Consider the following 24,877-nt stretch of genomic DNA (forward strand, 5'->3'; position numbering starts at 1 on the left):
CTGTTAATGACAGTTTTATTTTAAAAGTATTACTTAGTAATCATAAATTAACAAACAAAATAATGAAAAAGAGATTCTTATTATTCTCCTTATCAGCTTTACTATTGGCTGGAGCATGTAAAAAAACAACAATTTCAGACAATGGTCCTGATACTGAAAACCCAGGAACCAATAAGGGTAATGTAGTTGAGATTTCAGGAGAGATCACTTCAAATACAACCTGGACTGCTGATAAGATTTATTTGTTAAAAGGCTTTGTGTTTGTTTCTAACGGAGCAACATTAACTATCGAGCCGGGAACTATTATTAAAGGTGATAAAGCTACTAAAGCAACTTTAACTGTAACGAGAGGAAGTAAAATCAATGCAACAGGGACTGCTGATAAACCTATTGTATTTACTTCAGCATTAGGTTCCGGAGCCAGAAGTCATGGTGACTGGGGTGGTATCATTTTGTTGGGTAAAGCTCCTGTAAATATGGGAACTGATGTGAAGATCGAAGGTGGTCTGGAAGCTCCAAAAGGAAAAGATGAGAAAAACTACATCTTCTACGGAGGTACAGATGCAGCAGATAATTCAGGTGTTCTTAAATATGTACGTATTGAATTTGCCGGTATTGCATATTCTGTAGATAATGAGATCAACGGATTGACAATGGGTGGTGTTGGTAGTGGTACTACACTGGATTATATTCAGGTTTACAGATCAGGAGATGATGCTTTCGAATGGTTTGGAGGTACAGTTAACGCAAAGCACTTATTGGCTATCGGTACATGGGATGACGATTTCGATACAGATTTTGGTTATTCCGGAAATATTCAGTTTGCTTTAGCACAACGTGTTGCTACAGTAGCGGATCAGTCAGGATCTAACGGTTTTGAATCTGACAACAATGGTGACGGTACAGATGCTACACCAAAAACATCAGCTGTATTTTCTAACGTAACTATTCTGGGGCCTCTTCAGACAGCTTCCGGATCTGCAAATGCAAGTTATCAGCACGGAAATCAGGTTCGTAGAAATTCATCTATCAGCTTATTCAACTCCGTAGTATCTGGTTTCCCGATCGGATTATATGTGGATGATACAAAAGTTACTACAGCAAATTCAACATCTAATAATTTCCTTACAGGAGCCGCAGTATATAATAACAATCTGTTTATCGGATCGAAGACTGATGCTTTGAAAATTAGTTCTACAACAAACTCCGCTGCTTTAAGCACATTGTTAAGAAGTACTAATACATTTGATAATGCAATTTTTGCCACTACAGCGATGTACAAAGCACCATATAACTACGGAACTGATTTTGGTAAGACTCCTGCAAATCCTGACTTTACGCTGGCAACAGGTTCTGTGCTTGCTACAGGCGCAGTATTTACACATGCTAAAGTTTCGGGTAGCTATTTTGAAAAAGTGGCTTACAAAGGTGCTTTCGGAACGGAAGACTGGACTAAAGGTTGGGCACATTATGATCCTCAGACATTACCTTACACTACTCCGGGAGCAGTAAAATAATTAAGATCACAGTATACAATAGCAAAGGGGATGTTTTTAGCATCCCCTTTCTTGTTTTATGTATGTTTATCGCTTGGGATCATAGTGGTAAACGATCTCAAATCGTTGATTCTTTAAATTATCAGCCAGTTGACCTATTGCCAGATTCTGTTTTTGAGGGGTAGGCTCACAGATAGAGTAATACTTGCCATTGTACAGAATCGCCTCTCCAATGGGTTTGTCAAATTGTACAGCCATTGTAATATGGGTAGGGTACAATAGTGTAATCATCGGCAGGTCATATATTTCTTTGACCAGATAGAAGAATAATGCAGCTCTGTCATCACAGTCACTGTATTGATTTAACAGTGTTTGTTCAGGAGATAATCTTTTTTCTTTACCAAAGTTTTCTTCATCATTTTCATATAAAAATGCGTAGCGGGTAAACTGCATCAGATAGTCTACTCCTTTTTTTTGATTCATGCCTTTTAGATTCTCTTTGAGAACAGGTATAAGTGATTCATAAGTTTCCTTGCTCAATGGAATGTTGAAATATGTTTCGAAATCCACCCCAGGATAGTTTGCAAAGATATCACTGACATCTGTATTGAGCTTTACTTTAAAGTGGTATGCTTTGCTCTTGTATTTAAATGCTAATTGTTTTTCTACATAACGTTCCGGTCTGAAATCCGGCATACGTGTCACTTTATAGCTGAAATCTTTTTTACCCTCCGGTACCGTAATCTCTACAGGCTTATACGCGCCGTTACCATTAAACATCTTGCCATAGTCATGATAGTTGAGACACATATATTTCTTTTTATCTATCGTAAAAAACGGAATGTCTGAAATATCCTCATCATTACGGATATAAAATATAATCTGATCCTTGTAAATGGCCAGTCTGGCATCATAACCGGATTTAGTCATTAAAAACCATTTATATAGCGTATATCTGGCATAATTATCCGATTTGGCGCTCAGGCTCTGGGCGGTCTTACGTATTAACTGATAATATAACCAATCATTGAGGTCATATTGTTCTTTGTATTTTAATAAGTCATTTATTAATGGCTGATAGCTACCGGCAGATAAACTGACGTAGAAGGCCTTAATTGAGGTGTCAGATAAACTGTCTGTAAATGGAATATTAGTTGTAGGATCCGCATGGTAACTAAAAGTACTTTCATAAAAATCGAAACTTTTATTTTGAGCATAACCGGTGTGAACACCAAAATAGATGCTTAATGCCATGCTGAACAAAAATCTGATATGTATAAAACTCCCCTTCATTCTATTAACACTTTGGTAACAATGTGTTAATATAAATTTAATACTAAATTTTAAAATAAAGATGATTTTTTTGTCATAATTACAAATCAGAGGTAAATCTTCTTTTTGAAATTAGCATATTCTCATCTGGCTGACAAGTAGTGAATTATAAATGGTTAGCTATTTAACTTGTCTTTTATGTTTTCGATCTGTATAAGATGTCTTTGTGTGTGATAACCTATAAAGCTAAGCCATTCATAGCGTGTTAAATAACCCACTTGCGGAAATGCCATGTCTGTGCATATTACAGTAAGATCCGTGGATTCAATACTTTTTAATAAGTTTGATCTATTGACATCTATTTCTGTTAGAAGCTCATTTTTAGTATATAGTTTTTTACGGGGGAGGAGAGAAGGATCTGCTTTAAATTTGAGATCCATGTTTAGAAACATTCCTTTCAACACAGCTATATACTGATCAAAGGAGCGTTCCGATACCTGAGTATGTTCATCCGGGATACCACTGCTACATATAATAATATGATCTGCAGTCTGTCCGATAGTCCAGCTGTCTTCAAAAGGAATACTGTTTAGTTGAGTTTCTTCTGTTGTCTGCAAAGATTGATGGAATTGTCCAAAAATATACTCTATACTTTTAGTTACCTGATCATTTAAATTCATAACATATGGTTTTTAATACCTGTTAAAGGTCGGGAATAACCTTAATATTTTTACTTGCCATAAGACAATAAATAATACAGGAAAATTGTCTGCCACAAAAAAGCCTGCGCAATTCACGCAGGCCCTATAGTAAAAAATCTAAAAAGTAGTCGTATTATAATTATGGAAAGGTAGATACCACTTTGCTAACTTTCCAGCTATCTGTGCTGTGGTTTAAGGTAATATAATCTACCCTTGTAAAATTTTCAAATTTCATAATAACTTTTGCTACACAGTGGTTGCCGCTTTCATCCAGAATCTGATAGGATGTTTTACAATTGTATTTTAGTCCTTTTGTGGATTTAAGAAATTCACTGTATTGTTTTTTATTGTACGTAAGATCCGGAGAGGAAGCATTATAATACTGAAAGTCTTTGGCTAGCAGCTCTTCATTCAGTGTTGCTTGTCCCAGAGCAGAGGCTTCCAGAAATGTCTTGATAATTGCCATGGAGTTCATGTTTTTTAACGGATCCGGATTTACGTTAGCAAAAGAGCTGAATGACGTGATCAGAAGTAATGCGGTTGCGAAGGTTTTGATAATTGTTTTCATATGATTAATATTTTTAGTTGTCATTGTTAATTGTTTGATTCAAAGGTAGGTGCCTTTGCTGTTTTGTGAAACAGACATTAGATCAATGTGGTAAATAACTCGGTAAAACAGGTGGTTTTGTCGGTGAAAAGCGGCGAAAGATTTACATAAATTATCTCTGTTCAGAATCGTGCTTGTAGATAAAAAATGACAACAGTTAAAAATCTGAAATTATGAATAGGTTTAGGTGTGATTTTTGCTGTGAACCAGTGTGTTAACCAATATTAATATTTATGGAAATTAAAACCTCAACAAAATTTGTAGCTGAATTAATCGGTACATTTGGCTTAGTACTATTTGGATGTGGCGCAGCAGCGGTAGCAGGTGCCAGTACCATAGCAGGATTGTCAGGATTGGGACTTTTGGGTATTTCATTTGCATTTGGCCTTTCTGTGGTCGTGTTTGCATATGCAATTGGGGGGATAAGCGGCTGTCATATTAATCCGGCAGTCACAATAGGTGTTTTAGTCGCGGGTAAGATTTCTGCAAAAGATGCGGTAGTCTATATAATTGCTCAGCTGATCGGAGCATTATTAGGAGCTTTTGTTCTGCAGCAGATTTTAAGCGGTCAGTTGGCCGGATTTTCGGCAGGAGAGTGGGCTTATGGCTCTAACGGATGGGGAAAAGGCTATCAGAATGAATATGGAACAACAGCGGCTTTTTTAACAGAAGCTGTATTGACCTTTTTATTCTTATTTGTTATTCTGGCCACAACTTCTAAAGTTGGAAACAGTACCATGGCCGGACTCGCTATAGGTCTTACTTTGGTGTTGATCCATTTGGTAGCTATTCCGATCACGGGTACATCAGTGAATCCTGCACGAAGTTTTGGACCCGCTCTTTTAGCCGGGGGAGTAGCATTACAGCAACTATGGTTGTTTATTCTGGCACCGGTAGTTGGAGCAATAGTGGCTGCTGTCGTATGGAGAGCTTTATACAGCGAACCTAAGTAAGCTATTATTTTTACTTTATAAGTAGCCCTGTCCTGTAAGATAGGGCTATTTTTTTGAATATTCTGTAGCTTTTTTTTGATCTATAACGTTGTGTATTAAGATAATCTGCTAAATTATGAAAACAGTGAAATTTGCTTTTTTTGCCACGATTGCTCTGCTATTAATGGCCTGTAAAAAAGATTCATCCAAGGGTTCTGAAAATATTGGCATCACAGGACGCTGGAAGTTAGTCGAAGTGTATGCTGATCCTGGTGACGGATCCGGAAAATACGGAGCGGTAGACAGTAAAAAGCAACTTACATTTAAAGCTAACGGTACTGTAGAAGTGCAGAATGGTGATCTTTGCACGGTCTCTATAAATTCGGACAATAACGCAACCTCCACTTATAAGATATTGGATAAATCGGAGACCTCAGGAAATAAAAACAGACTGGTGATCTTTTCATGCGCTGTGATGGAAAATGCACCCAGCGAATTGACCTTTGAAATAAAAGGAGACATACTTACTATTTCTTATCTCTGCTTTGAAGGCTGCGGAGAACGTTATAAACGTATAGAATAAGAGGGAGATGTTTTGAGAATTCGCCAAAACGGAATTGTAGAATACAAAATCCGGATTACTTTTTTGTATTGCGGCAAACTTGCAAAATGCGTATCTTCGTGCAATGGATAATTTTATTGTTTCTGCTCGTAAATATCGCCCGGTCACCTTTGATTCGGTAGTCGGTCAGCAACACATCACAGGTACCTTAAAGAATGCTATTCACAACAATCAGTTGGCGCAGGCATTTTTGTTTTGTGGTCCCAGGGGTGTGGGAAAGACGACTTGTGCGCGTATTTTGGCAAAGACAATAAATTGTGAGCATATCACCAGTGAAGTAGAAGCCTGTGGTGTATGTGACAGTTGTAAATCTTTCCAGAACGGTAATTCTTTCAGTATTCATGAACTGGATGCTGCCTCTAATAATTCAGTAGATGATATTCGTAATCTGATTGATCAGGTTCGGATTCCTCCACAGTCCGGAAAATATAAAATCTATATTATTGATGAGGTGCACATGTTGTCTCAGCAGGCATTCAATGCTTTTCTGAAAACATTGGAAGAGCCACCTTCTTACGCAATTTTTATCCTTGCAACTACAGAGAAGCATAAGATTCTTCCCACTATTTTATCACGTTGTCAGATTTTTGATTTTAACAGAATCCGTGTAGAAGATATGGCTCAGCATCTGGCAGGTATTGCCGAGAAGGAAGCGGTGACATATGATCTGGATGGTCTTCATATTATTGCTCAAAAGGCAGATGGAGGACTTAGAGATGCACTTTCGATGTTTGATCAGATTGTTAGTTTTTCGAACAAACAGATTTCTTATCAATCTGTCATCGACAATCTGAATATATTAGACTACGATTATTATTTTAAACTGACGGACGCTATCCTGCAGGAGGAAGCTGCTGAGTCCTTGCTTATTTTTGATCAGGTACTTAACAGAGGGTTTGACGGAAACCACTTTATTGGCGGACTTTCCTCGCATCTGCGTAATCTGCTGGTCACAAAAGAGCCGGCTACATTAAAGCTGCTTGATGTAAGTGATAATATCAAAAAAAGATATCTTGAGCAGTCGCAGAAAGTTTCTTCAGGATTATTATTATCCGCATTAAATATCTCCAATCAGTGTGAGATAAATTATAAAACCAGTAAGAACCAGCGTTTACAGGTCGAGCTGGCCTTGCTCAAAATGTGCCATATAGCGACTGCTATTCAAATGAGCCAAAACGGTGCGCTTTCAGGATCTGCTGAAGTAAAAAAAAAACGACTTGATTCAGCGGTAGCTGCTCCGGTTTCAGAACCGGCAAGTGCACCTGCTCCCGTTGTTACTCCTGTAGCTGTACCCGCACCTGCAGAAGTAAAAGCTGCTCCTTCCCCTGCAAAACCCGTAGAAAACCATCCTCCAAAGCTTGCAGACTCCGGTAAAAAAGGCTGGGGAGCTGTTAAGGTCGGGGTCTCGATTCCTAATCTGAATACTATCTTTGAAGAGAAGCCGGCCGAAGAAAATGAAGGTCCTTCTCTGGTCAAAGGCGAGGCATACCGGGAGGTTACGCTTAATGAGTTTTTACAAAAATGGAATGAATTTGCGGAGCGTTTGAAAGCTGAAAATAAAATCAACCTGTATACGCTGATGACATCAGCTCCTCCAAAGCTTCAGCCTAATAATCTGATCGAAGTAGAGGTGGAGAATGCAATTCAGATGGATGTACTGACCTCAGCTAAAATTGATATGCTTAACTTTTTACGTGTGGAACTTCAGAATTTCTCACTTGATGTTAAAGGAGTCATGATTGAGCATCAGGTTTCTCGCAAACCTTACACATCACAGGAAAAATATCAGGCTATGGTCGCCAAGAACCCAAATCTGGAAACATTGCGCCAAACGTTTAATCTCGGATTGAGTTAGGTAGCAATATCTACATACATTTTAAAACAGAAATATTCTTCATCATATGCAAAATTTTCAAAGACACGACAGAAATGAAAAGCGGGAGACCAATCAAATGGTTTTCGGTATTCGTGCAGTTATAGAAGCCATTGATAGCGGCAAAGAGATCGAGTCTTTGTTTGTGCAGCGAGGGTTGGGGGGAAGTTTATTTTTAGAATTGAAATCCCTGATCAAGGAACATGAGATTGGTTTTCAACAAGTACCTATCGAAAAACTGAACCGTATTACCCGTAAAAATCATCAGGGTGTAATCGCTGTTATTTCACCAATCACTTATCAGAAGATAGAAGATCTTATTCCTGAGATATATGAAAAAGGAGAAACTCCACTGATATTGATGCTGGATGGCGTAACGGACGTACGTAATCTGGGTGCTATTGCGCGGACAGCTGAATGTTCAGGAGTACATGCGATTATTGTACCTAAAAAAGGATCTGCGGAAATCAATTCGGATGCTATTAAAACTTCTGCAGGCGCTTTATATAAGATTCCGGTATGTCGTCATGATAACCTGGGAAAAGTCGGTAAATTTTTGATTGACTCCGGTATACAGCTGGTTGTCAGTACCGAAAAAACAGAAGAAAGTATCTATAGTGTAGATTATACTGCTCCGACCTGTATCATTATGGGAGCAGAAGATGTAGGCGTCTCAGATGACCTGATACGTATTTCAGATCATTTGGCAAAGATTCCAATGTTTGGCGAGATAGGGTCATTGAATGTGTCTGTATCTGCAGGAGTGGTTCTGTATGAAGCCATTCGTCAACGACAGATAACAAAATAAATAAAAACGGGGTCTTTATTGAAAAGGCCCCGTTTTTTATTTACAGGTTGAAAAAATCAAAAAAGTATTTAGGGTGCTTCAGATTGATCAGTTGTTCTCTGTTGTGGTCAAAGAAATCAAAATCTCCAGTCTCAATATCCGCTATTGTAAAGGAATGCGAGATCTGCTGTTTACCTCTGGTCACTACTCCGAGTCCATAATCCATATCTAAAGTGAATACATTCAGATCAGGGCGTGTAACGATCAGGTCTGCTACGGTCTTCCATACATCGCCATTCCATTGTCCCTGCCAGCCAGGCAAGTCCCAGTTTTTGACTTTATCTGTTACTTCACTGAAGTGTTCACGGATGGCATATCCTGCGGCAGCATTGAGTGGGTTACAATCATGCATAATGATAACTCCGCCTTCATTGAGGTACTTCAGACTATTTTCTACATCTTTTTTTGCCTGCTGATAAGTATGAAGTCCATCTACAAGGACAACATCTACACCATGTTTAAGTACACTTTGGGCTTTTGTCTCAAAGAACTGATCACTCGGCATTTCATATGTTTCAAATTTATAAATGCCTAATAGGCGTTTGGCTTTCATTGAAGGGCGAAATAAAAACTCGGGGTCAACCCCTATTTTACGGTTACAGTTTACCTTTGAGATAACAGCTCCGGTCTGTACGCCAATTTCTAAATATATCTTTGCATTATGTTTTTGAATGATCTTGTTGATTACATCAAGTCTATACATGGTTGTGGTTCTAATTCGAATTCAATTTATAAAATAAACTTGAAAAAGTACCTGCTTAGTATATTTTTTCTTTCGATCGGTAAAATAATTTTCCGGGAGGGTGGAAGGCAAATAAAAAAGGCTGAGTAATTTACTCAGCCTTAGAAAATGGAATAACTATACTAGTTAATATTTACTTTTGGATTCTTTGCGTTTTCCGGAAAAATCACGGAAGCCACCGCCATTTCCTCCATCACGACGATCACGTCTTTCACCACCGCTTCTGCGCTCGCCACCACGATATCCGCCTTCACGTCTTCCGCCACGGTCTCCACCACGACTTCTTCCGCCACCACGACTTTCGCTTCTGCCTTCGCCTGAAACTTCAATGCGTACATTACGTCCGTTGAAATCTACATTCTGGAATCCAGAGAATACTTTCTCTACTTCTTCATCCTGTACTTCAAAGAATGTGAACACTCCTTTAAGATCGATTTTACCGATCGATTTGCCGGAAATTTTAGCGTTGTTACAGATAAATCCTAACATATCTCCACGTGTGAATTCGTCTACTGAACCTAAGTTCATGAAAAGGCGTGTATATCCTTTAGAACCACCACGTGAACGATCATCACGTCTGTCGCCACGTTCTCCGCGTTCGTTGTCACGTGCTTCTATGTTTAGATCCGGAGCATTTTTATAATAATCCAGGAATCTGTTGAATTCTAATGAAGCAAATCTTTTGATGATGTCTTCTTTTGAAAGAGCCTCCAGGTTTTCCATGATAGTAGGAAGGAATGGAGTAATCTGATCATCATTGACTTCTACATTCTCAATTTTGCTTACGATTGAGAATAATTGTTTTTCACAAACTTCAGCTCCTTGAGGAACTTGCTTTCTTTCGAAAGATTTACCAATGATTTTCTCAATGTGACGAATTTTGCTTAATTCTTTCACATTTACCAATGAAAGAGAGATACCTGTTTTACCTGCACGGGCTGTACGGCCTGAACGGTGAGTGTAATTCTCTACTTCATCCGGCAGGGAGAAGTTGATAACGTGTGTTACGTCATTAACGTCAATACCACGGGCAGCTACGTCTGTTGCGATCAACAATTGTAAGCTACGGTCACGGTAACGTTTCATAACTTTATCACGTTGTTGTTGTGAAAGGTCACCATGCAATGAATCTGCATTATAACCATCTTTGATAAGCGCTTCAGCAATTTCTTGCGTTTCGATCTTAGTACGGCAGAATACAATACCGAAGATTTCAGGATTGGAATCAACGATACGTTTGAATGCTGCATACTTATCTTTTGCTCTGATCAGGTAATAGTGGTGCTCGATATTGGCATTACCTGTATTTTTGGTACCAACAGTCAATTCCACAGGATCAGTCATATAATTTTGAGCTATACGACGTACCTCTCTAGGCATTGTTGCAGAAAATAACCAGGTTTTTTTCTCTTCCGGAGTTTCTGACAATATATTGTTGATGTCTTCCTGAAAGCCCATATTAAGCATTTCATCCGCTTCATCTAATACAACATATTTTACATTGGAGAAATCAATGGCATTACGGCCAATGATATCAAGCATACGACCAGGAGTCGCTACTACGATTTGTACACCACGACGGATCTGACGTAGTTGGTCAGAGATATTTGCACCTCCGTATACCGCTACTACATGTACATCATCGATGTATTTCGCAAATTTTTCTAAATCTTTCGCAATTTGCAAACAAAGTTCACGTGTTGGACATAATACCAACGCTTGAGGATGTTTTTGAGAAAAGTCTAATTGTTCTAATAATGGAAGACCAAATGCCGCGGTCTTTCCTGTGCCAGTTTGGGCTAATCCGACAAAATCGTCGTTACCAGTCAGTAAAACAGGAATGGCTTTTTCCTGAATAGGAGAAGGTTTTTCGAAACCTAACTCAGAGATGGCATTAACAACTTCATGACGGATTCCCAGTTCTAAAAATGGGTTCATGAAATAATTTATACAATAGGCTCAATTGCCTAAGGCGGTGCAAAGATAGAAATAATAATTGATAAAAACAATTATTATTAAATGTTAATTATTTTGAAATGAAGTACTTAAAAACTAAACAGGCCCTATGCTGCTGCATAGGGCCTGTAATAGGTATTCCTGAGACTTAAATCGTCTGTTAATATAATGTGAATTCTACACGACGGTTTTGCTGACGACCTTCTGCAGTAGCGTTAGTAGCGATAGGTTGGTTTGGACCATAACCTGTTGCCTCGATACGGGAAGGATTAGCACCTTTGCTTGTTAAGTATGCTTTTACAGCTTCCGCACGTTCTTTAGATAATCTAAGATTCGTTTGCATAGATCCTGTATTGTCGGTGTGACCCGCTAATTTCAGGCTGAAGTTTTTCTCGATTAATAAGGAAGCTACGCGGTCAAGACTTGGGTAAGAAGTAGGACGGATCGTAGATTTACCAAGATCGAATTCCAGATCTTTAATGGCTTCATCAACTACTTTTTTGTCTGCTTCCGTAACAACGATTTTTTCTACCACTTTAGTTTCCGCAACAGGAAGAGGACATCCTGCTCCGTCTACTTTAGTTCCTGAAGGTGTATTAGGACATTTGTCGTATTTGTTAGCTACACCATCACCATCATCATCTTTCAAATCAGCATTTAACTGATCTACCTGAGATTTAAGTGCATTGTTAGCTGCTACTAATGCTTCACGTTCAGCTTTTAACTGATCGTATTTAGCGGTATAATCATTGACTAAGGTAGCTACAGGATTGCTGTTGCTCAATGCTGGTTTTGAAGAACTTCCTAATGCAAATTCAACACCTGCATGTGCGTATGAGAACAGGTCATGTTTGATCGTTCCTACACGTGCTCCGTCGAAGTCCTGATTAGCCCAGTTTAACTGATATCCCAGATCCAGATTAACACCTTTAGAAATAGCGAATTTAAATCCGAAATCTGCAGGAACAAATAATTTTGTTTTGGAGTCATGTGTCGTTTCTGTGTTACCAGCTTTTGTAGTTGGCTCAAAATTCAAGGCACCGATACCAAGAGCAAAATAAGGTTTAATAATACTGTTTAAAAATCTGAAATTAGTATTGGCAAGTGTGAATTCTCCTGATAAAGCTGCTGACCAAGGTGTCTTCGTTTCGTAAGAGCGTGATCCGTCTTCCGTTTTTCCGGCAACTTTTCCGCCTAAATACTGTGCTTTTAACCCAAATGAAGGTGAAATTTGTTTTTTGATATAAGCACTGTATCCGATGTTGTTTTCCAGTGAATTGTATCCTCTGCTATTTACGCCAAACACATTGCTAAGGTTTAATACACCTGCATTGACACCAAAAGACCATGTACGGTATTCAGAAGTAGATCCGAATGGTGTTGTTCCTTCAACAGTAGCTGCGCTCTGTGCAAATGAAGTACTTGTTAATAATCCGGCAATAGTGAATACTGCTGCTGATTTTAAATTTAATTTCATAAAACGAGTATTAAAATTTTCTGCAAATGTAATAAAATAACTTTATTTTTTCTTGCAACGTTGTAGTATTTTGTTTACATTTTAAATTTAAAAAAGAAAGGCTAGCGGATTTCCGCTAGCCTTAACTTTTTTTAAAGATTAGTTTATCTACTAATATAATGTAAATTCTACACGACGGTTTTGCTGACGACCTTCTGCTGTAGCATTAGAAGCGATTGGTTGGTTTGGACCATAACCTGTTGCTTCGATACGGGAAGGATTAGCACCTTTACCTGATAAATATGCTTTTACAGCTTCTGCACGTTCTTTAGATAATCTAAGATTTGTTTTCATAGAACCTGTGTTATCTGTGTGACCAGCTAATTTCAGGCTGAAGTTTTTCTCGATTAATAAAGCAGCTACACGATCAAGACTTGGGTATGAAGTAGAGCGGATAGTAGATTTACCAAGATCAAACTCAAGGTTTTTAATAGCTTCGTCTACTACTTTTCTATCTTCTTCTGTAACTACAATTTTCTCTACAACTTTAGTTTCAGCAACTGGAAGAGGACATCCTGATCCGTCTACTTTAGTTCCTGAAGGTGTATTAGGACATTTGTCATATTTGTTAGCTACACCGTCACCGTCATCATCTTTAAGATCTGAATTTAACTGATCTACCTGAGATTTAAGTGCATTGTTAGCTGCTACTAATGCTTCACGTTCTGCTTTCAGCTGATCGTATTTAGCAGTGTAATCATTTACCAGAGTTGCTACAGGGTTACTGTTGCTTAATGCTGGTTTTGAAGGACTACCCAATGAGAATTCCAAACCTGCGTGAGCATATGAGAACAGATCGTTTTTATAAGTACCTGCTGTTCCGCCATCGAAATCCTGATTAGCCCAGTTTAATTGGTAACCTAGATCCAGATTAACTCCTTTAGCAATTGCGAATTTCAATCCGAAATCTGCAGGAACAAAAAGTTTAGTTTGTGAATCCTGAGTAGTTGCTGTTCCTCCTACTGTAGTAGTTGGTTCAAAATTCAATGCACCTAAACCAATCGCAAAGTAAGGTTTGATGATACTGTTGAAAAATCTGAAGTTTGTGTTCGCTAATGTGAACTCTCCGGATAAAGCTGCTGACCAAGGAGTTTTTGTTTCGAATGACTGCGTACCATCTTTGTAAGCACCACCAACTTTACCTCCCATATATTGTGCTTTCAAACCGAAAGAAGGAGAGATTTGTTTCTTGATATAAGCACTGTATCCAACATTATGATCTAAATCATCATAACCTTTACGGTTGAAACCAAAGATATTACCTTGATTCAGTACACCTGCATTCACACCAATTGACCACGTACGGTATTGAGAAGTAGAACCAAACGGGGTAGTACCTTCAATAGTTTTTGTGTTGTGTTCCTGAGCGAATGATGCAGTTGTTAATAATCCTGCTGCGGCGAACATTGCTGCTTTTTTGTAATTAATTTTCATATAGTGCGTTTTAAATGAATTTGTAATAATGTTTGTTATTGGAATGTATTGTGCAATTCATTTGCCAAACTATAATCAGATAATACGCTTTTGTTATTTTAACTTATTTATTATCAGTGTTCTGTGTATTTAATTGTAGAGAGATGTCTACAGGTTATCCCTGTACTTAAAATGTCCCGAAATCGGGACATTTTAGCAGCTGGGCTGTATATTTTTTTGTAATTCTGAGCAGATTGTTCGAAAATAAAAATCTTATATTCGGGCAAAAAGATTGGGGATTTTACTCTGGAAAGCAAGTTCTTTAGTAATGTTTTCAGAAAAAATATAACGGAAAAAGTTCTTTCTTCCTTTTGTTACTAACAGTAAATCTACGGATTCGTCAATAAGAATCTGCTGGATGGCGTGTGCAATAGTTTCTTTATTCCGATAGAAATATGCCGGTGATTTGACAATATAAGAAATATCATCAATCTTTGTTTCCTGAATAATTCTGTCGATCCACATTCTCAATTTCTGATCTACGGTCTCTACATCTTCGTCTGTACGATTAATGTGTACAAGCTGCAGATGAAACTTATTTCCAAACAGACTCACTGCTTGTTTTAACACTTCCAGCTCTCCGTCTTTAAAATTACAGAGCAACGCAATATTATTGAGTTGCAATGCTTCACTATGCTTTGGTACAATTAACACTGGTGTTTCTGTGGTTTTGATCACATCATAAGCATTACTGCCTATAAATACAGAATCTAATCCGGAGGAACCTTTTGTTCCCATTACGATTGCAGCGTATTTTTCTCCTTTGGCCTCATCCAGCAGCTGATCGGTCAACACGCCGTCTCGGATAGCTGTTGTAAATGTAATTTCCGGATGGTTGTCTTTTACAGGTAGTAAAAATGTATCAAGCTGTGCCAATGCTTCTTTGATAAGCGGTTCCATAAGATCCTTGTTCCATGTGGCATTCGCAAATCTGTTTGTGTGTTCCGTCATGATGTGTATCACATGCACATCACGTTTGGATATATCCGCTATCTGAGCTGCATAAGAAACTGCTGTCTGTGCATTCTCTGAAAAATCTACAGGAACTAAAAGTGGTTTATTCATAATGATAATTTTGAGAAATACGAGGGTTTGTTAATATCCAGAACGACTGCTTTAGACACTGATGGATAAAACAGACGTTTGAAAAATGATTTTCTTGATTTGGTGATCAGTACAATATCCGGAGCATGTTGTTCTACCAGTTTATGGATAACTTCGGGCACTGTATCCAGATCCTCTTTATCTTTTTGTTCTTTATCAATATAATAATTAATATTCTCTATAGCGAGTTGCTGAAAAATCCTGGATTTCCAGGCTTCGATCTTTTGTATGACAGTTGTTTCCTGTTCATTTTCCTGATACACATGGATAAGATCGAGTGCGTTAATTTCACCAAAGGTGTCAGTGAATTCATTCAGGGTGTGAAGTTCATCTTCTTTAAAGTTGGTGAGCAATCCAATTCTATTTGTTTTGAATACAGTATAATAAGCAGGAATTGCGAGCAAAGGAATTGGTGATTTTGATGCGATAGCAGATGTATTACTACCCCATAGCGCACTATCATTGTCTCCGAGTCCTTTAGTACCCATTACAATGGCTTCATAACCTTCTTTTCTGGCTTCCAGCGGGAGATCTTCTTTCAGTAATCCTCTGGAGGTGCGGTGAGTATAATGCACGGAAGGAAATTCTTCCTGTAATTTTCTCTCAAACTCCAGAATAGTTATGTCGGCTTTCAATATTGCACTGTTCTCAAACTCTTTACTCAATTCCTCTGTTGGAAAAGATGATGAAGCTGTTGTATAATAATGAATAAGGTGTATAGAATAATCCCGTTCAATAGCCAGCTTTGACGCATATTTTGCGGCATAAAGGGAATTGTTAGAGAAATCTGTAGGAACTAAAAGCGTTTTTTTCATTTTACAGTTTTTAATATTTCTTTCGATAGGCTAATCTTTATCTGAGGTTACTTTTTAATCAGTAATATAGTTTTTACTATACGGACTAATAACAGATATCAGATCAAATCGTTTCAGAAAACTTAAGTAAGTATAATGAAGTTTTCTGTATCTCAAAATGATTAGCATCATTATTTCGTTCAGTTAAAGATTATAGCACAAAAGCTTTGTTTTTAAAGGTGCTGATTTACATTTGATCGAACAATAACATTTGTTATACTTGACGAAAATATGACCGGATAATATCTTGCCTTCCAATTGCATAAAGCAGCAATTTTGAGTAACTTTGTACCCAAATTTACAGATATAATTATTGAAATTTCCATGACTAATAGAGAAATTCGCGAAGCATTTTTGAATTTTTTCAAAAGTAAAAATCACCAGATTGTCCCTTCAGCTCCTGTTGTAGTTAAAAATGATCCTACATTAATGTTTACAAATGCAGGAATGAACCAGTTTAAAGATTTTTTTCTGGGGGAAGCACAACCTAAACATTCGCGTATAGCAGATACACAACGTTGTCTGCGTGTGTCGGGTAAGCATAATGATCTGGAAGAAGTAGGGATAGATACATACCACCATACTTTATTCGAGATGTTAGGTAACTGGAGTTTTGGTGATTATTTCAAAAAAGAAGCTATCGAATGGGCCTGGGAATTGCTGACAGTAGTCTATAAACTGGATAAGGATCGTTTATATGTTACCATTTTTGAAGGAGATGATTCTGAGGGATTGGTGAAAGATACCGAAGCCTATGATTTCTGGAAATCATGGATATCTGAAGACCGTATTCTGTTGGGTAATAAAAAAGATAATTTCTGGGAAATGGGGGAGACCGGCCCTTGCGGTCCGTGTTCGGAGATCCATTATGATATGCGCACAGAAGAGGAGCGTTTAGCAACTCCCGGGCAAAGTCTGGTGAATGCAGATCATCCACAGGTTATCGAAATCTGGAATTTAGTATTTATGCAGTTTAACCGCCTGAAAAACGGTAATCTGGAATCTCTTCCTGCTAAACATGTGGATACAGGGATGGGATTTGAGCGTCTGGTAAGAGCTATTCAGGGAAAATCATCAAATTATGATACGGATGTTTTTCAGCCTATGATCACTTTTATTGCTCAAAAGGCAGGAATTCAATACGGTGCAGATGAAAAGACAGATATCGCTATGCGTGTATTGTCTGATCACATACGTGCGGTTAGTTTTGCCATAGCAGACGGACAGTTGCCATCTAATAATAAGGCGGGATATGTTATCCGCCGGATTTTACGTCGTGCTGTACGATATGCTTACACCTTCCTGAATTTCAAAACCCCGTTTATCAACGAGTTGGTTCCATTGTTAGCTAAAGAATTTGAGGGCGTGTTTGATGAGCTTTTCCAACAGCAGGATTTTGTTCAGAAAGTTGTTCTGGAAGAAGAGGTTTCTTTTTTAAGGACTTTGGTAACGGGTGTACAACGTTTTGAAGCGTATGCTGAATCCAATACTGCAGTAGGCGGTGAGTTTGCATTTGAACTGTTTGATACTTATGGGTTTCCGATAGATCTGACTGAATTGCTTGCGAGAGAGAAGGGATTGGAAGTTGATATGGCAGGTTTTCAGGAAGCGCTTCAAATCCAGAAAGACAGATCCCGGGCCGCTACGGCAATAGATACCGGAGACTGGATTGCTGTAAGTGAAGACGATCAGGTTGAGTTTGTCGGGTATGATAATCTGAAAGCTACTACTGAAATTGTTAAGTACAGAAAAGTCACAGCTAAAGGGAAAGAGCAATATCAACTTGTACTCAGCGTGACTCCATTTTATGCAGAAGGTGGCGGTCAGGTCGGTGACTCAGGACTGCTCGTTTCCGAGTCTACAGGAGAAAAGATTTATATTACAGATACAAAAAAAGAAAATGGACTGATCGTTCATTTTACAAATACACTTCCTTTACAGATGGAAGGTGCTTTTGAGGCGAAAGTAGATGTTCAGAAAAGACTGGATACTGAAAATAACCATTCTGCCACCCACTTATTACACGCTGCGCTGAAAGAAGTATTGGGTACGCATGTAAATCAAAAGGGATCTCTGGTAAATGCGGATATTCTCAGGTTTGATATTTCTCATTTTGCGAAAGTAACAGAAGAGGAACTGAAGCAGGTGGAAGATATTGTGAATGCTAAGATCCGGGAGAATATTCCATTGAAAGAACAGCGTCATGTGCCATTCCAACAGGCACTGGACTCTGGTGTTACGGCTTTATTCGGAGAAAAGTATGGAGACTATGTACGTGTCATCACTTTTGACGATAAGTTCTCAAAAGAATTGTGTGGAGGTACGCACGTGAAAGCAACAGGGCAAATCGGATTTTTTAAAATTATTTCTGAATCGGCTGTTGCTGCCGGTGTACGTCGTATAGAAGCTATCACAGGGACTAAATGTGCGGCTGTAATCCGTGAACATTTTGATCTGGTACATAGATTGGGCGAGCTGTTGCATAATCCTAAAGATTTTGTCTCCACACTTTCTAAGGTAATTGATGAGAATTCTGCGCTTAAGAAAGAGATTGAAAAAAGTATTATTGAAAAATCTTTAGCCTTAAAATCAGATCTGGAACAAAAGATTCAACAGATTAACGGCGTAAATTTCCTGGCTACACAGGTAGAATTACCAAATGCGGAAGCTTTAAAAACGTTAGCTTATGCGCTGAAGGGTGCAGTGGATAATTTGTTTCTGGTGTTAGGTGCTGATTTTGAAGGGAAACCTAATCTGACTGTTGTCGTTTCAGATCAGCTGGCAAAAGAAAGAGGATTGAACGCCGGAACAATTGTCAGAGAACTGGCTAAAGAGATTAATGGAGGCGGGGGCGGTCAGCCGTTTTTTGCTACAGCAGGAGGTAAAAATCCGGAAGGGTTACCTGCAGCAATCGCAAAAGCTAAAAATTACATTCAATAATAAGAGATAAGATATCATGAAAAGATCACTGTTTGCAGCCGTAATAAGCCTGATTATGATGGCATGTTCTAATAAGGAAGAATACACTGTTTCCGGACAAATCGAAAACCCCGGAAATGTAAAGGTTGTTTCACTTTATGAAGGTGATCGGAAACTGGATTCTGTATATCTGAATGAGAACCATAAGTTCTCTTTTGTAAGACCGTCTACACAGGCAAGACTACTTTCGCTGGAGGCTGGTAAAAAACGCTATTATATTATTGCTCAACCCGGCGAAGAAGTAATACTTAAAGCTGACCTTCAAAAGGAGCCTTACGAATATGAAGTAACGGGTTCTGATTTGTCCGCTGCGATTAAGGAATTTGCACCGGTAAGAATCAGGAGGGATGTAATTCAGGACTCTCTGCAGAATGAATTTGCAAAACGTACAGATAATCTCAATGCGGAGCAAATTGAAAGTCTGCGCGGAGAATATATGACCAAGTTTAAGGCAGCATTACATTATTATAACGATCAGGCGATCGCTTTTAAGAATAAGCATCGGGATCTGGCAGGCTTCTACGCGATGAGTACGCTGGATCCGGAGGTTGCAGAAGGAGAGATTATTGCTTATGCCGACGAGATTAAGGATGAGTTTAAGGACAACGGTTATGTGGAACAGTTTAAACAGGAAACTGCAAAACTAAAAGTACTGGCAATTGGTCAGCCTGCTCCATTGTTTGAAGCTTATACTCCACAAAATAAGTTAGTCAAATTAAGCGATTATAAAGGTAAGTATACATTGGTGGATTTCTGGGCTTCATGGTGTGCTCCGTGCAGACAGGAAAATCCGAATATTGTGAAACAATATCATGCCTTTAAAGGTAAAGGATTCGATGTATTAGGTGTTTCTCTGGATAATAATCCAGGTCCCTGGATGCGTGCTATTGCTGATGACAAATTGGAATGGACAAATATTTCTGATCTTCAGGCCTGGGGATCGGAGGTTGTAGGACTCTATCGCATCAAAGCTATACCTACTTCTTATATTGTCGATCCTGAAGGGAACATTGCGGCTAAGAATCTGAGAGGCAAAGATCTTGAAGATTTTTTGAAGAAAACATTAAATTAGATTTGGTGTTATGTTAATTAATATTGTGTTACTTAACAATTTAATAACACTGTATTAACGTTATATTGCCATTTAGTACATAATTTAGCAAAAAAACACGTATGAGCAGTGCAAAGCAAAAAATACTGGTGGTGGACGATGAACAAGACATTGTCGAATTAATCGCATATAATCTTAAACGGGAGGGCTATCAGGTGTTTACAGCTTCAAACGGTAAAGAGGCTATCGCACAGGCTAAGGAAGTGAATCCGGATCTCATTATTCTGGATGTTATGATGCCACAGATGGATGGTATAGAAGCTTGTCGTCTGATGCGGGCTATGCCTGAATTTAAGCATACCTTTATGGTTTTCCTGACTGCAAGAAGTGAAGAGTATTCAGAAATTGCCGGATTTCATGTCGGAGCAGATGATTATATCGCAAAACCGATCAAACCTCGCGCTTTGATGAGCAGAATCAATGCTATTCTGAGAAGAAATACTGCGGAAGATGAAATTCACGAAGGCAATCGTCTAGAAGTATCAGATCTTGTGATTGACCGAGATTCATTTCTTGCTTACAGAGGTACAGATAAAATTACACTGGCTAAGAAAGAATTTGAATTGTTGTATCTCCTGGCATCTAAACCTAATAAGGTGTTCACAAGAGAGCAGATTCTTAAAAGTATTTGGGAAGATTCAGTAGTTGTAACGAACAGGACTATTGATGTTCACATCCGTAAGTTAAGAGAAAAAATTGGTGAGAATTATGTAGCTACCGTCAAAGGAGTAGGCTATAAATTCGAACTTGCATAACAAAACAAAGAAACCATCTGATTCAGATGGTTTCTTTGTTTTAGCCTCTATTTAGCTGCTAAAGATTTTTTAGAGATCGTATATCTTCCTTTATCGGCCTGATTGACTTCTTTGATAAAATTGCTGAATTCTGTATACTTCTCAGCCGGGTAAAGTCCCTCCCTGAGCTGTAGTTTTCTGTAGAAGTGAAGTTTATCATCTTTAATGGAAGTTTCAAATTCAAAAGTCCCCATATCACAGGTTATCTTTTTAATTTCCGGTTTCAGATTTCTACTATATTCCTCCGGTAGTTCAAATGTAATCTCGTCGATATCTGTATAACCTCTGTTTATATACAGGGGATTGGTTCTGTTTTTTAAATCGGGAATATTATTTTTTACATTAAACATATTAGGATGCAGTATCATCTTGTCTCCTGATTGAACTGCATAATTCTTTACAAAGATGGTTAGGTTCTCCTTGAGAGCCGGGGTGTCGAGTTCGAGTTTATCGTACTTTATCTGTTGAAAATAGATATTGTCGATATCATAATACTCACTTAATTCTTTCAGTTGCTCATTGCCGGCGAGAAACATTGCTCCAAAGTGATTGGAATACTGCGTGCCCGAAAACTGGGTTGAAACTGTACCTGTAATAGATCCTTCTTTATCTATAATAAGCTGTGCCGTTCTTTTCTGCACATTATCATTATAAGGATATTTAGGGGTACGTAGCACTTTACCTCCTTCCGGTGTGACGGCGAGTACCAGTCTGTCATCTGTAAAATCACCTAAGTAACCGAAAGGTACTTTCTGACTCGTGCATTCCAGCCATGTGGTGTCATTGGCAAAAGGCAGAGCCAGAATAATATGGTTTCCGTCAGATACATTTGCAAAATCGATATCTACATCGCTCTTGGTGTCGCCTGCTTCCACTATACAATAGTAAGAGGGAATATTGACAATATTCAAAAGGCTTTGCATGTAGTTGACCAATGCTTTGCAATCGCCGTATCCGGTTTTATCCACCTCCTGAGCAGAGAAGGGCTGCAGTCCGCCTATACCTACCTGGATACTGATATAACGGGTTTTGTTTTGCATGTACTGATAGAGGATTCTGGCTTTTTCCTGATCCGTTTTTGCATCTGCCGTCATACTTTTTACCTTTTGGATTGTGGCTTCGCTCAACTGCTGTTTCCCGGCCAGTAGGTCTGATGATACCCATTCTCCGAATTCTTTCCAGTTTGTGAATGTTCCTTTCTTGTCATAATAATTGAATCTCTCGGGAACTATCTTTACATTCGAAGTGATCAGATATTTTGGTGGAGAGTAGATTTCTTTTTTGCGTGCAGCAATATCGGCAACTTCCCAGGTCCATTTTTTTATGCCTTTGATTTCCTCTTCATTGGATTTACCATTGAAATGCTGCGTTTTGATTCTTATCTTTTCTGTTGCAGGACAGGAGAACGTAAACTTACTTTTTTCCACAGAAACATCATCCGAATAGTTGTAATTCCAGGTCGGAATAGCCAGGTTCTGCTTGTTTTTCAGTTCATAAGATATAACTACTGTATATGGATAATCTTGTACGGCAGGCAGGTAATGCTTGACACGACTATCGTTATACATGCTTACGTTGTCACTGGCGCTTTCATCTGCGAAATTTTTCTGGTTAAATTCGGAAACCGGTATTCCAAAAGCATTATATACTTTGCCTTTTATGGATTTGATTTCCGAACTTTTGTCATAAAAGAGTACAGTGCGTGCATATTCGTCACCCGCTTTGTTAAATATAGTTATGGCTTTATTAACATTCACAATAACATTGTTATCCGCTTTCATTTCTACATTCAGTTCATACTCGCGGATAGTGGCAGAAGCTCTGCTTTTGAGTGCATCCGGAATAAGATCTACTGCATAGTTCTGCGCGAATGAAAGCGAGGAAAGCACACTACATATGGATATCAGAATATATTTTTTCATTAGTTTTTAGAGAAGTTGTAATCGATTTTTTGTTGCTGAATAATGCGTGACATAAATTCCTTGAGGTGAAAATATTCTTCTACATTATATACAGGTTTAGTAAGATTTATGATTTGCTCAAAGTTAAATTCGTTTGCCTGGTATGTTCCTTTGTATACAAATTTTGCTGCGGCATCAGGTAATGTAAGGGCTATGTTTTTAGGCCCGTCCTGGAGTTTATATCCCTCCGGAAACCGTATACGGTAAGTAAAAGTATCATAACGTGCAAAACCCAGATCTACAGGATAATTCCTGTCCGGAAGATTAAAAGGATTTTTGGTCAGTCTGTTTAAAAAATTGGGATTGAAAGTGATCTTTTTGTCATCATTCCCACTGTTGATTTTATATTCTATATCGTACTCTTCCCACAATGGATCTTCTATAGATTCCAGTCCTTCTATTTTAGAATGCAGAATGGTAAGATTCGGTGTTTTTTCTTCGAATTTTTCAACATACTCTTCTATAGTGTTCACAGCTTTTATTTCTTTTCTTTTGTTATATCCTTCAGTTTCGAAACTGGAGATTATAAGTTTCCCCTTGAGTACTCCATTTTCCTTTAGTTCACCGTCAAAATTGTAGTTTTTGCTGATACGCTGTACAGATTTGATAGGAATCCAATCGGATGATTTTTTGGAGAGGATGATCCGTCCTTCGTCATTCATACATCTTAGTGGCAGATGTCCGAATGGCATCATCTGTTCGGAAGCATCCAGCAGGTAATCTACACCATCAATCGTTGTCTTTGCGATAACATAATCAAAATAGGAAACGACAGGAAAGAGCTTATTAGGTACGCCGTTATCACGTGTAGAAAGAATCACAGGATAGGTCTCAATCTGTGCTGCATTTAACGCTGCTATAAGTCCCAGATTGATATCTCCTATATTACCTGAGTGTGTTTCCAGGGCTCTTTTTATCCCTTCTTCACTGTATTTACCGTAATACTTATTCCATTTAATCTGCTTTTTTATATATTCATAGATATTGCGGGCCCTCTCATATGTACTCAGGTTGGCAGGAGCAATTTCCGGTAGAATATCCGTAAATAACTCATCTTTCTTTAGCTGACCTCCGAATTTTTTATCTGATAATAATTCCCTGTCCACATCATTCCATTTTTTAGTAAAGCTCTGTTTAGAACCATTCATATAGATGACATCCGACAATTCAAAATAAATAGCTGATCTGAAGTTGGATGGGGCTGTCATAAAGTCCTCCTCAATAAATGCCGGGATATTTTTCATGATAAAGGTAAGCTTGGAACAGTCAAGTCGCTGTCCGCTGAGAACAATACACTCTTTCATGATTTCTGCTTTGCGATCGGTGAGCTGGAAGGGGCCGCGTAAGAGAATATTATAAGTGTAATTGGCTGGAATATAACCTATATATATACTGCTAACTTTGGGGATGTCATCCTGAAAATTCCAGTTTCTGAAATTGAAAGTATGAGGAGACTTCAGCAGATAAGTGACGTCGATAATAGAACCTTCCTTTATATTGGGAAGCGTGAATTTGGTAAGTGTAGTATATTTTGAATAGTCTTCTTTAAAGATTTTCTTATTGTCCATTTCCGTAGACGTAATAAGGCCGTTTTCTATATTGTATGTAATGCCTTTTATGTCTGTAATTCGTTCGGAATTAGATCCGTCTTTGTATCCGCGGATAGAAAAGTTAGCTTTCCGGAATCCTTCCTGATTCAGAATAAGAATCCTTACTTTATACTCATGCTGTACATATAGTCTTCCTTCAATGTCATCAAGGATAAGATTTGTTTTGCCGATTTCTTCCAGTACAACAGCATTTGCTGTAGAATCCAGTTTTTTGATATCAAAATTAAAGTCCTCAGCTTTAGGTTTGTCGAATATAGATTGTTGAGCAGCAACATCTGAAAATGCATAAAATGCCAGAATAAATATTAAAAATAAGCGGCGCATGAATGATTATAAAAGTTAATACGGTTTCTGTTAGCTAAGATAATGCTTTAATGTATGCAAAACTAATATTCATTAAAGAATAATAGAGCGTGAAAATGTCTTT

At 38.3% G+C, this 24,877-nt stretch carries 19 protein-coding genes; 8 read left to right on the forward strand and 11 right to left on the reverse strand.

Translation table 11 applies throughout. From position 1 onward, the window contains the following. Positions 1 to 62 precede the first annotated feature (62 nt). The gene (locus B4B65_RS05130; RefSeq protein WP_293913980.1) at positions 63 to 1,517 is read left to right on the forward strand and encodes a hypothetical protein; all 1,455 of its coding nucleotides are present in this window, start codon (positions 63 to 65) and stop codon (positions 1,515 to 1,517) included. A gap of 66 nt (positions 1,518 to 1,583) precedes the next feature. Here the strand turns inward: B4B65_RS05130 and B4B65_RS05135 are convergent, their stop codons facing one another. The 3 genes from B4B65_RS05135 to B4B65_RS05145 form a co-directional block, all read right to left on the reverse strand. Then, positions 1,584 to 2,750 carry a hypothetical protein gene (locus tag B4B65_RS05135; protein WP_293913982.1) on the reverse strand — a complete coding sequence of 389 codons (1,167 nt, stop codon included), beginning with the start codon at positions 2,748 to 2,750 and terminating at the stop codon, positions 1,584 to 1,586. Positions 2,751 to 2,944: 194 nt separating this feature from the next. Next, a complete protein-coding gene (locus B4B65_RS05140; RefSeq protein WP_293913984.1) occupies positions 2,945 to 3,448 on the reverse strand; it encodes a DinB family protein in 504 nt (167 codons plus the stop codon). 160 nt (positions 3,449 to 3,608) lie between these two features. Continuing rightward, the gene (locus B4B65_RS05145) at positions 3,609 to 4,037 is read right to left on the reverse strand and encodes a hypothetical protein (protein WP_293913986.1); all 429 of its coding nucleotides are present in this window, start codon (positions 4,035 to 4,037) and stop codon (positions 3,609 to 3,611) included. Positions 4,038 to 4,309: 272 nt separating this feature from the next. Here B4B65_RS05145 and B4B65_RS05150 point away from each other — a divergent pair, with 272 nt between their 5' ends. The 4 genes from B4B65_RS05150 to rlmB all read left to right on the forward strand — a co-directional run bounded on the left by B4B65_RS05150 (position 4,310) and on the right by rlmB (position 8,311). After that, positions 4,310 to 5,029, forward strand: a complete 720-nt coding sequence (locus tag B4B65_RS05150) for an MIP family channel protein (RefSeq protein WP_201678134.1) — start codon at positions 4,310 to 4,312, stop codon at positions 5,027 to 5,029. A gap of 115 nt (positions 5,030 to 5,144) precedes the next feature. Beyond that, a complete protein-coding gene (locus B4B65_RS05155) occupies positions 5,145 to 5,591 on the forward strand; it encodes a lipocalin family protein (RefSeq protein WP_293913988.1) in 447 nt (148 codons plus the stop codon). Positions 5,592 to 5,694: 103 nt separating this feature from the next. Then, the gene (locus B4B65_RS05160; protein WP_293913990.1) at positions 5,695 to 7,485 is read left to right on the forward strand and encodes a DNA polymerase III subunit gamma/tau; all 1,791 of its coding nucleotides are present in this window, start codon (positions 5,695 to 5,697) and stop codon (positions 7,483 to 7,485) included. Positions 7,486 to 7,531: 46 nt separating this feature from the next. Beyond that, positions 7,532 to 8,311, forward strand: a complete 780-nt coding sequence (gene rlmB, locus B4B65_RS05165) for a 23S rRNA (guanosine(2251)-2'-O)-methyltransferase RlmB (RefSeq protein WP_293913992.1) — start codon at positions 7,532 to 7,534, stop codon at positions 8,309 to 8,311. Positions 8,312 to 8,351: 40 nt separating this feature from the next. Here the strand turns inward: rlmB and B4B65_RS05170 are convergent, their stop codons facing one another. The 6 genes from B4B65_RS05170 to B4B65_RS05195 form a co-directional block, all read right to left on the reverse strand. Further along, positions 8,352 to 9,053 carry a class I SAM-dependent methyltransferase gene (locus tag B4B65_RS05170; protein WP_293913994.1) on the reverse strand — a complete coding sequence of 234 codons (702 nt, stop codon included), beginning with the start codon at positions 9,051 to 9,053 and terminating at the stop codon, positions 8,352 to 8,354. A 165-nt stretch (positions 9,054 to 9,218) separates the two neighbouring features. Continuing rightward, complete coding sequence (locus B4B65_RS05175; protein WP_201678138.1) at positions 9,219 to 11,030, reverse strand: DEAD/DEAH box helicase; 1,812 nt, start codon at positions 11,028 to 11,030, stop codon at positions 9,219 to 9,221. Positions 11,031 to 11,208: 178 nt separating this feature from the next. After that, positions 11,209 to 12,525: an OmpA family protein gene (locus B4B65_RS05180; protein ID WP_293913996.1), complete on the reverse strand. Its 1,317-nt coding sequence runs from the start codon at positions 12,523 to 12,525 to the stop codon at positions 11,209 to 11,211. 150 nt (positions 12,526 to 12,675) lie between these two features. Then, entirely contained in the window at positions 12,676 to 13,998 is a 1,323-nt protein-coding gene (locus B4B65_RS05185) for an OmpA family protein (protein WP_201678140.1), read from the reverse strand. A 252-nt stretch (positions 13,999 to 14,250) separates the two neighbouring features. Further along, entirely contained in the window at positions 14,251 to 15,102 is an 852-nt protein-coding gene (locus B4B65_RS05190; RefSeq protein ID WP_293914000.1) for a universal stress protein, read from the reverse strand. Further along, on the reverse strand, positions 15,099 to 15,956 hold the full coding sequence (locus B4B65_RS05195) for a universal stress protein (protein WP_293914002.1): 858 nt from the start codon (positions 15,954 to 15,956) through the stop codon (positions 15,099 to 15,101). Before B4B65_RS05195 ends, B4B65_RS05190 begins: the two co-directional genes overlap by 4 nt. Positions 15,957 to 16,319: 363 nt before the next feature. On the opposite strand from B4B65_RS05195, the gene alaS reads away from it, so the two are divergent. The 3 genes from alaS (at position 16,320) to B4B65_RS05210 (ending at position 20,840) form a co-directional block, all read left to right on the forward strand. Next, complete coding sequence (gene alaS, locus B4B65_RS05200) at positions 16,320 to 18,935, forward strand: alanine--tRNA ligase (protein ID WP_293914004.1); 2,616 nt, start codon at positions 16,320 to 16,322, stop codon at positions 18,933 to 18,935. 16 nt (positions 18,936 to 18,951) lie between these two features. Further along, positions 18,952 to 20,046: a TlpA disulfide reductase family protein gene (locus tag B4B65_RS05205; protein WP_293914006.1), complete on the forward strand. Its 1,095-nt coding sequence runs from the start codon at positions 18,952 to 18,954 to the stop codon at positions 20,044 to 20,046. 101 nt (positions 20,047 to 20,147) lie between these two features. Next, positions 20,148 to 20,840 (forward strand): response regulator transcription factor, encoded by a 693-nt coding sequence (locus B4B65_RS05210; protein ID WP_003012554.1) that lies wholly within the window; start codon positions 20,148 to 20,150, stop codon positions 20,838 to 20,840. Positions 20,841 to 20,887: 47 nt separating this feature from the next. Here B4B65_RS05210 and B4B65_RS05215 read toward each other — a convergent pair whose 3' ends face one another. Both B4B65_RS05215 and B4B65_RS05220 read right to left on the reverse strand, forming a co-directional pair. After that, positions 20,888 to 22,801: a DUF3857 domain-containing transglutaminase family protein gene (locus B4B65_RS05215; protein ID WP_293914009.1), complete on the reverse strand. Its 1,914-nt coding sequence runs from the start codon at positions 22,799 to 22,801 to the stop codon at positions 20,888 to 20,890. Continuing rightward, on the reverse strand, positions 22,801 to 24,774 hold the full coding sequence (locus tag B4B65_RS05220) for a hypothetical protein (RefSeq protein ID WP_293914011.1): 1,974 nt from the start codon (positions 24,772 to 24,774) through the stop codon (positions 22,801 to 22,803). Before B4B65_RS05220 ends, B4B65_RS05215 begins: the two co-directional genes overlap by 1 nt. Positions 24,775 to 24,877 lie beyond the last annotated feature (103 nt).

This window comes from Sphingobacterium sp. UBA5789, from assembly GCF_002418355.1.
Classification (GTDB): Bacteria; Bacteroidota; Bacteroidia; order Sphingobacteriales; family Sphingobacteriaceae; genus Sphingobacterium.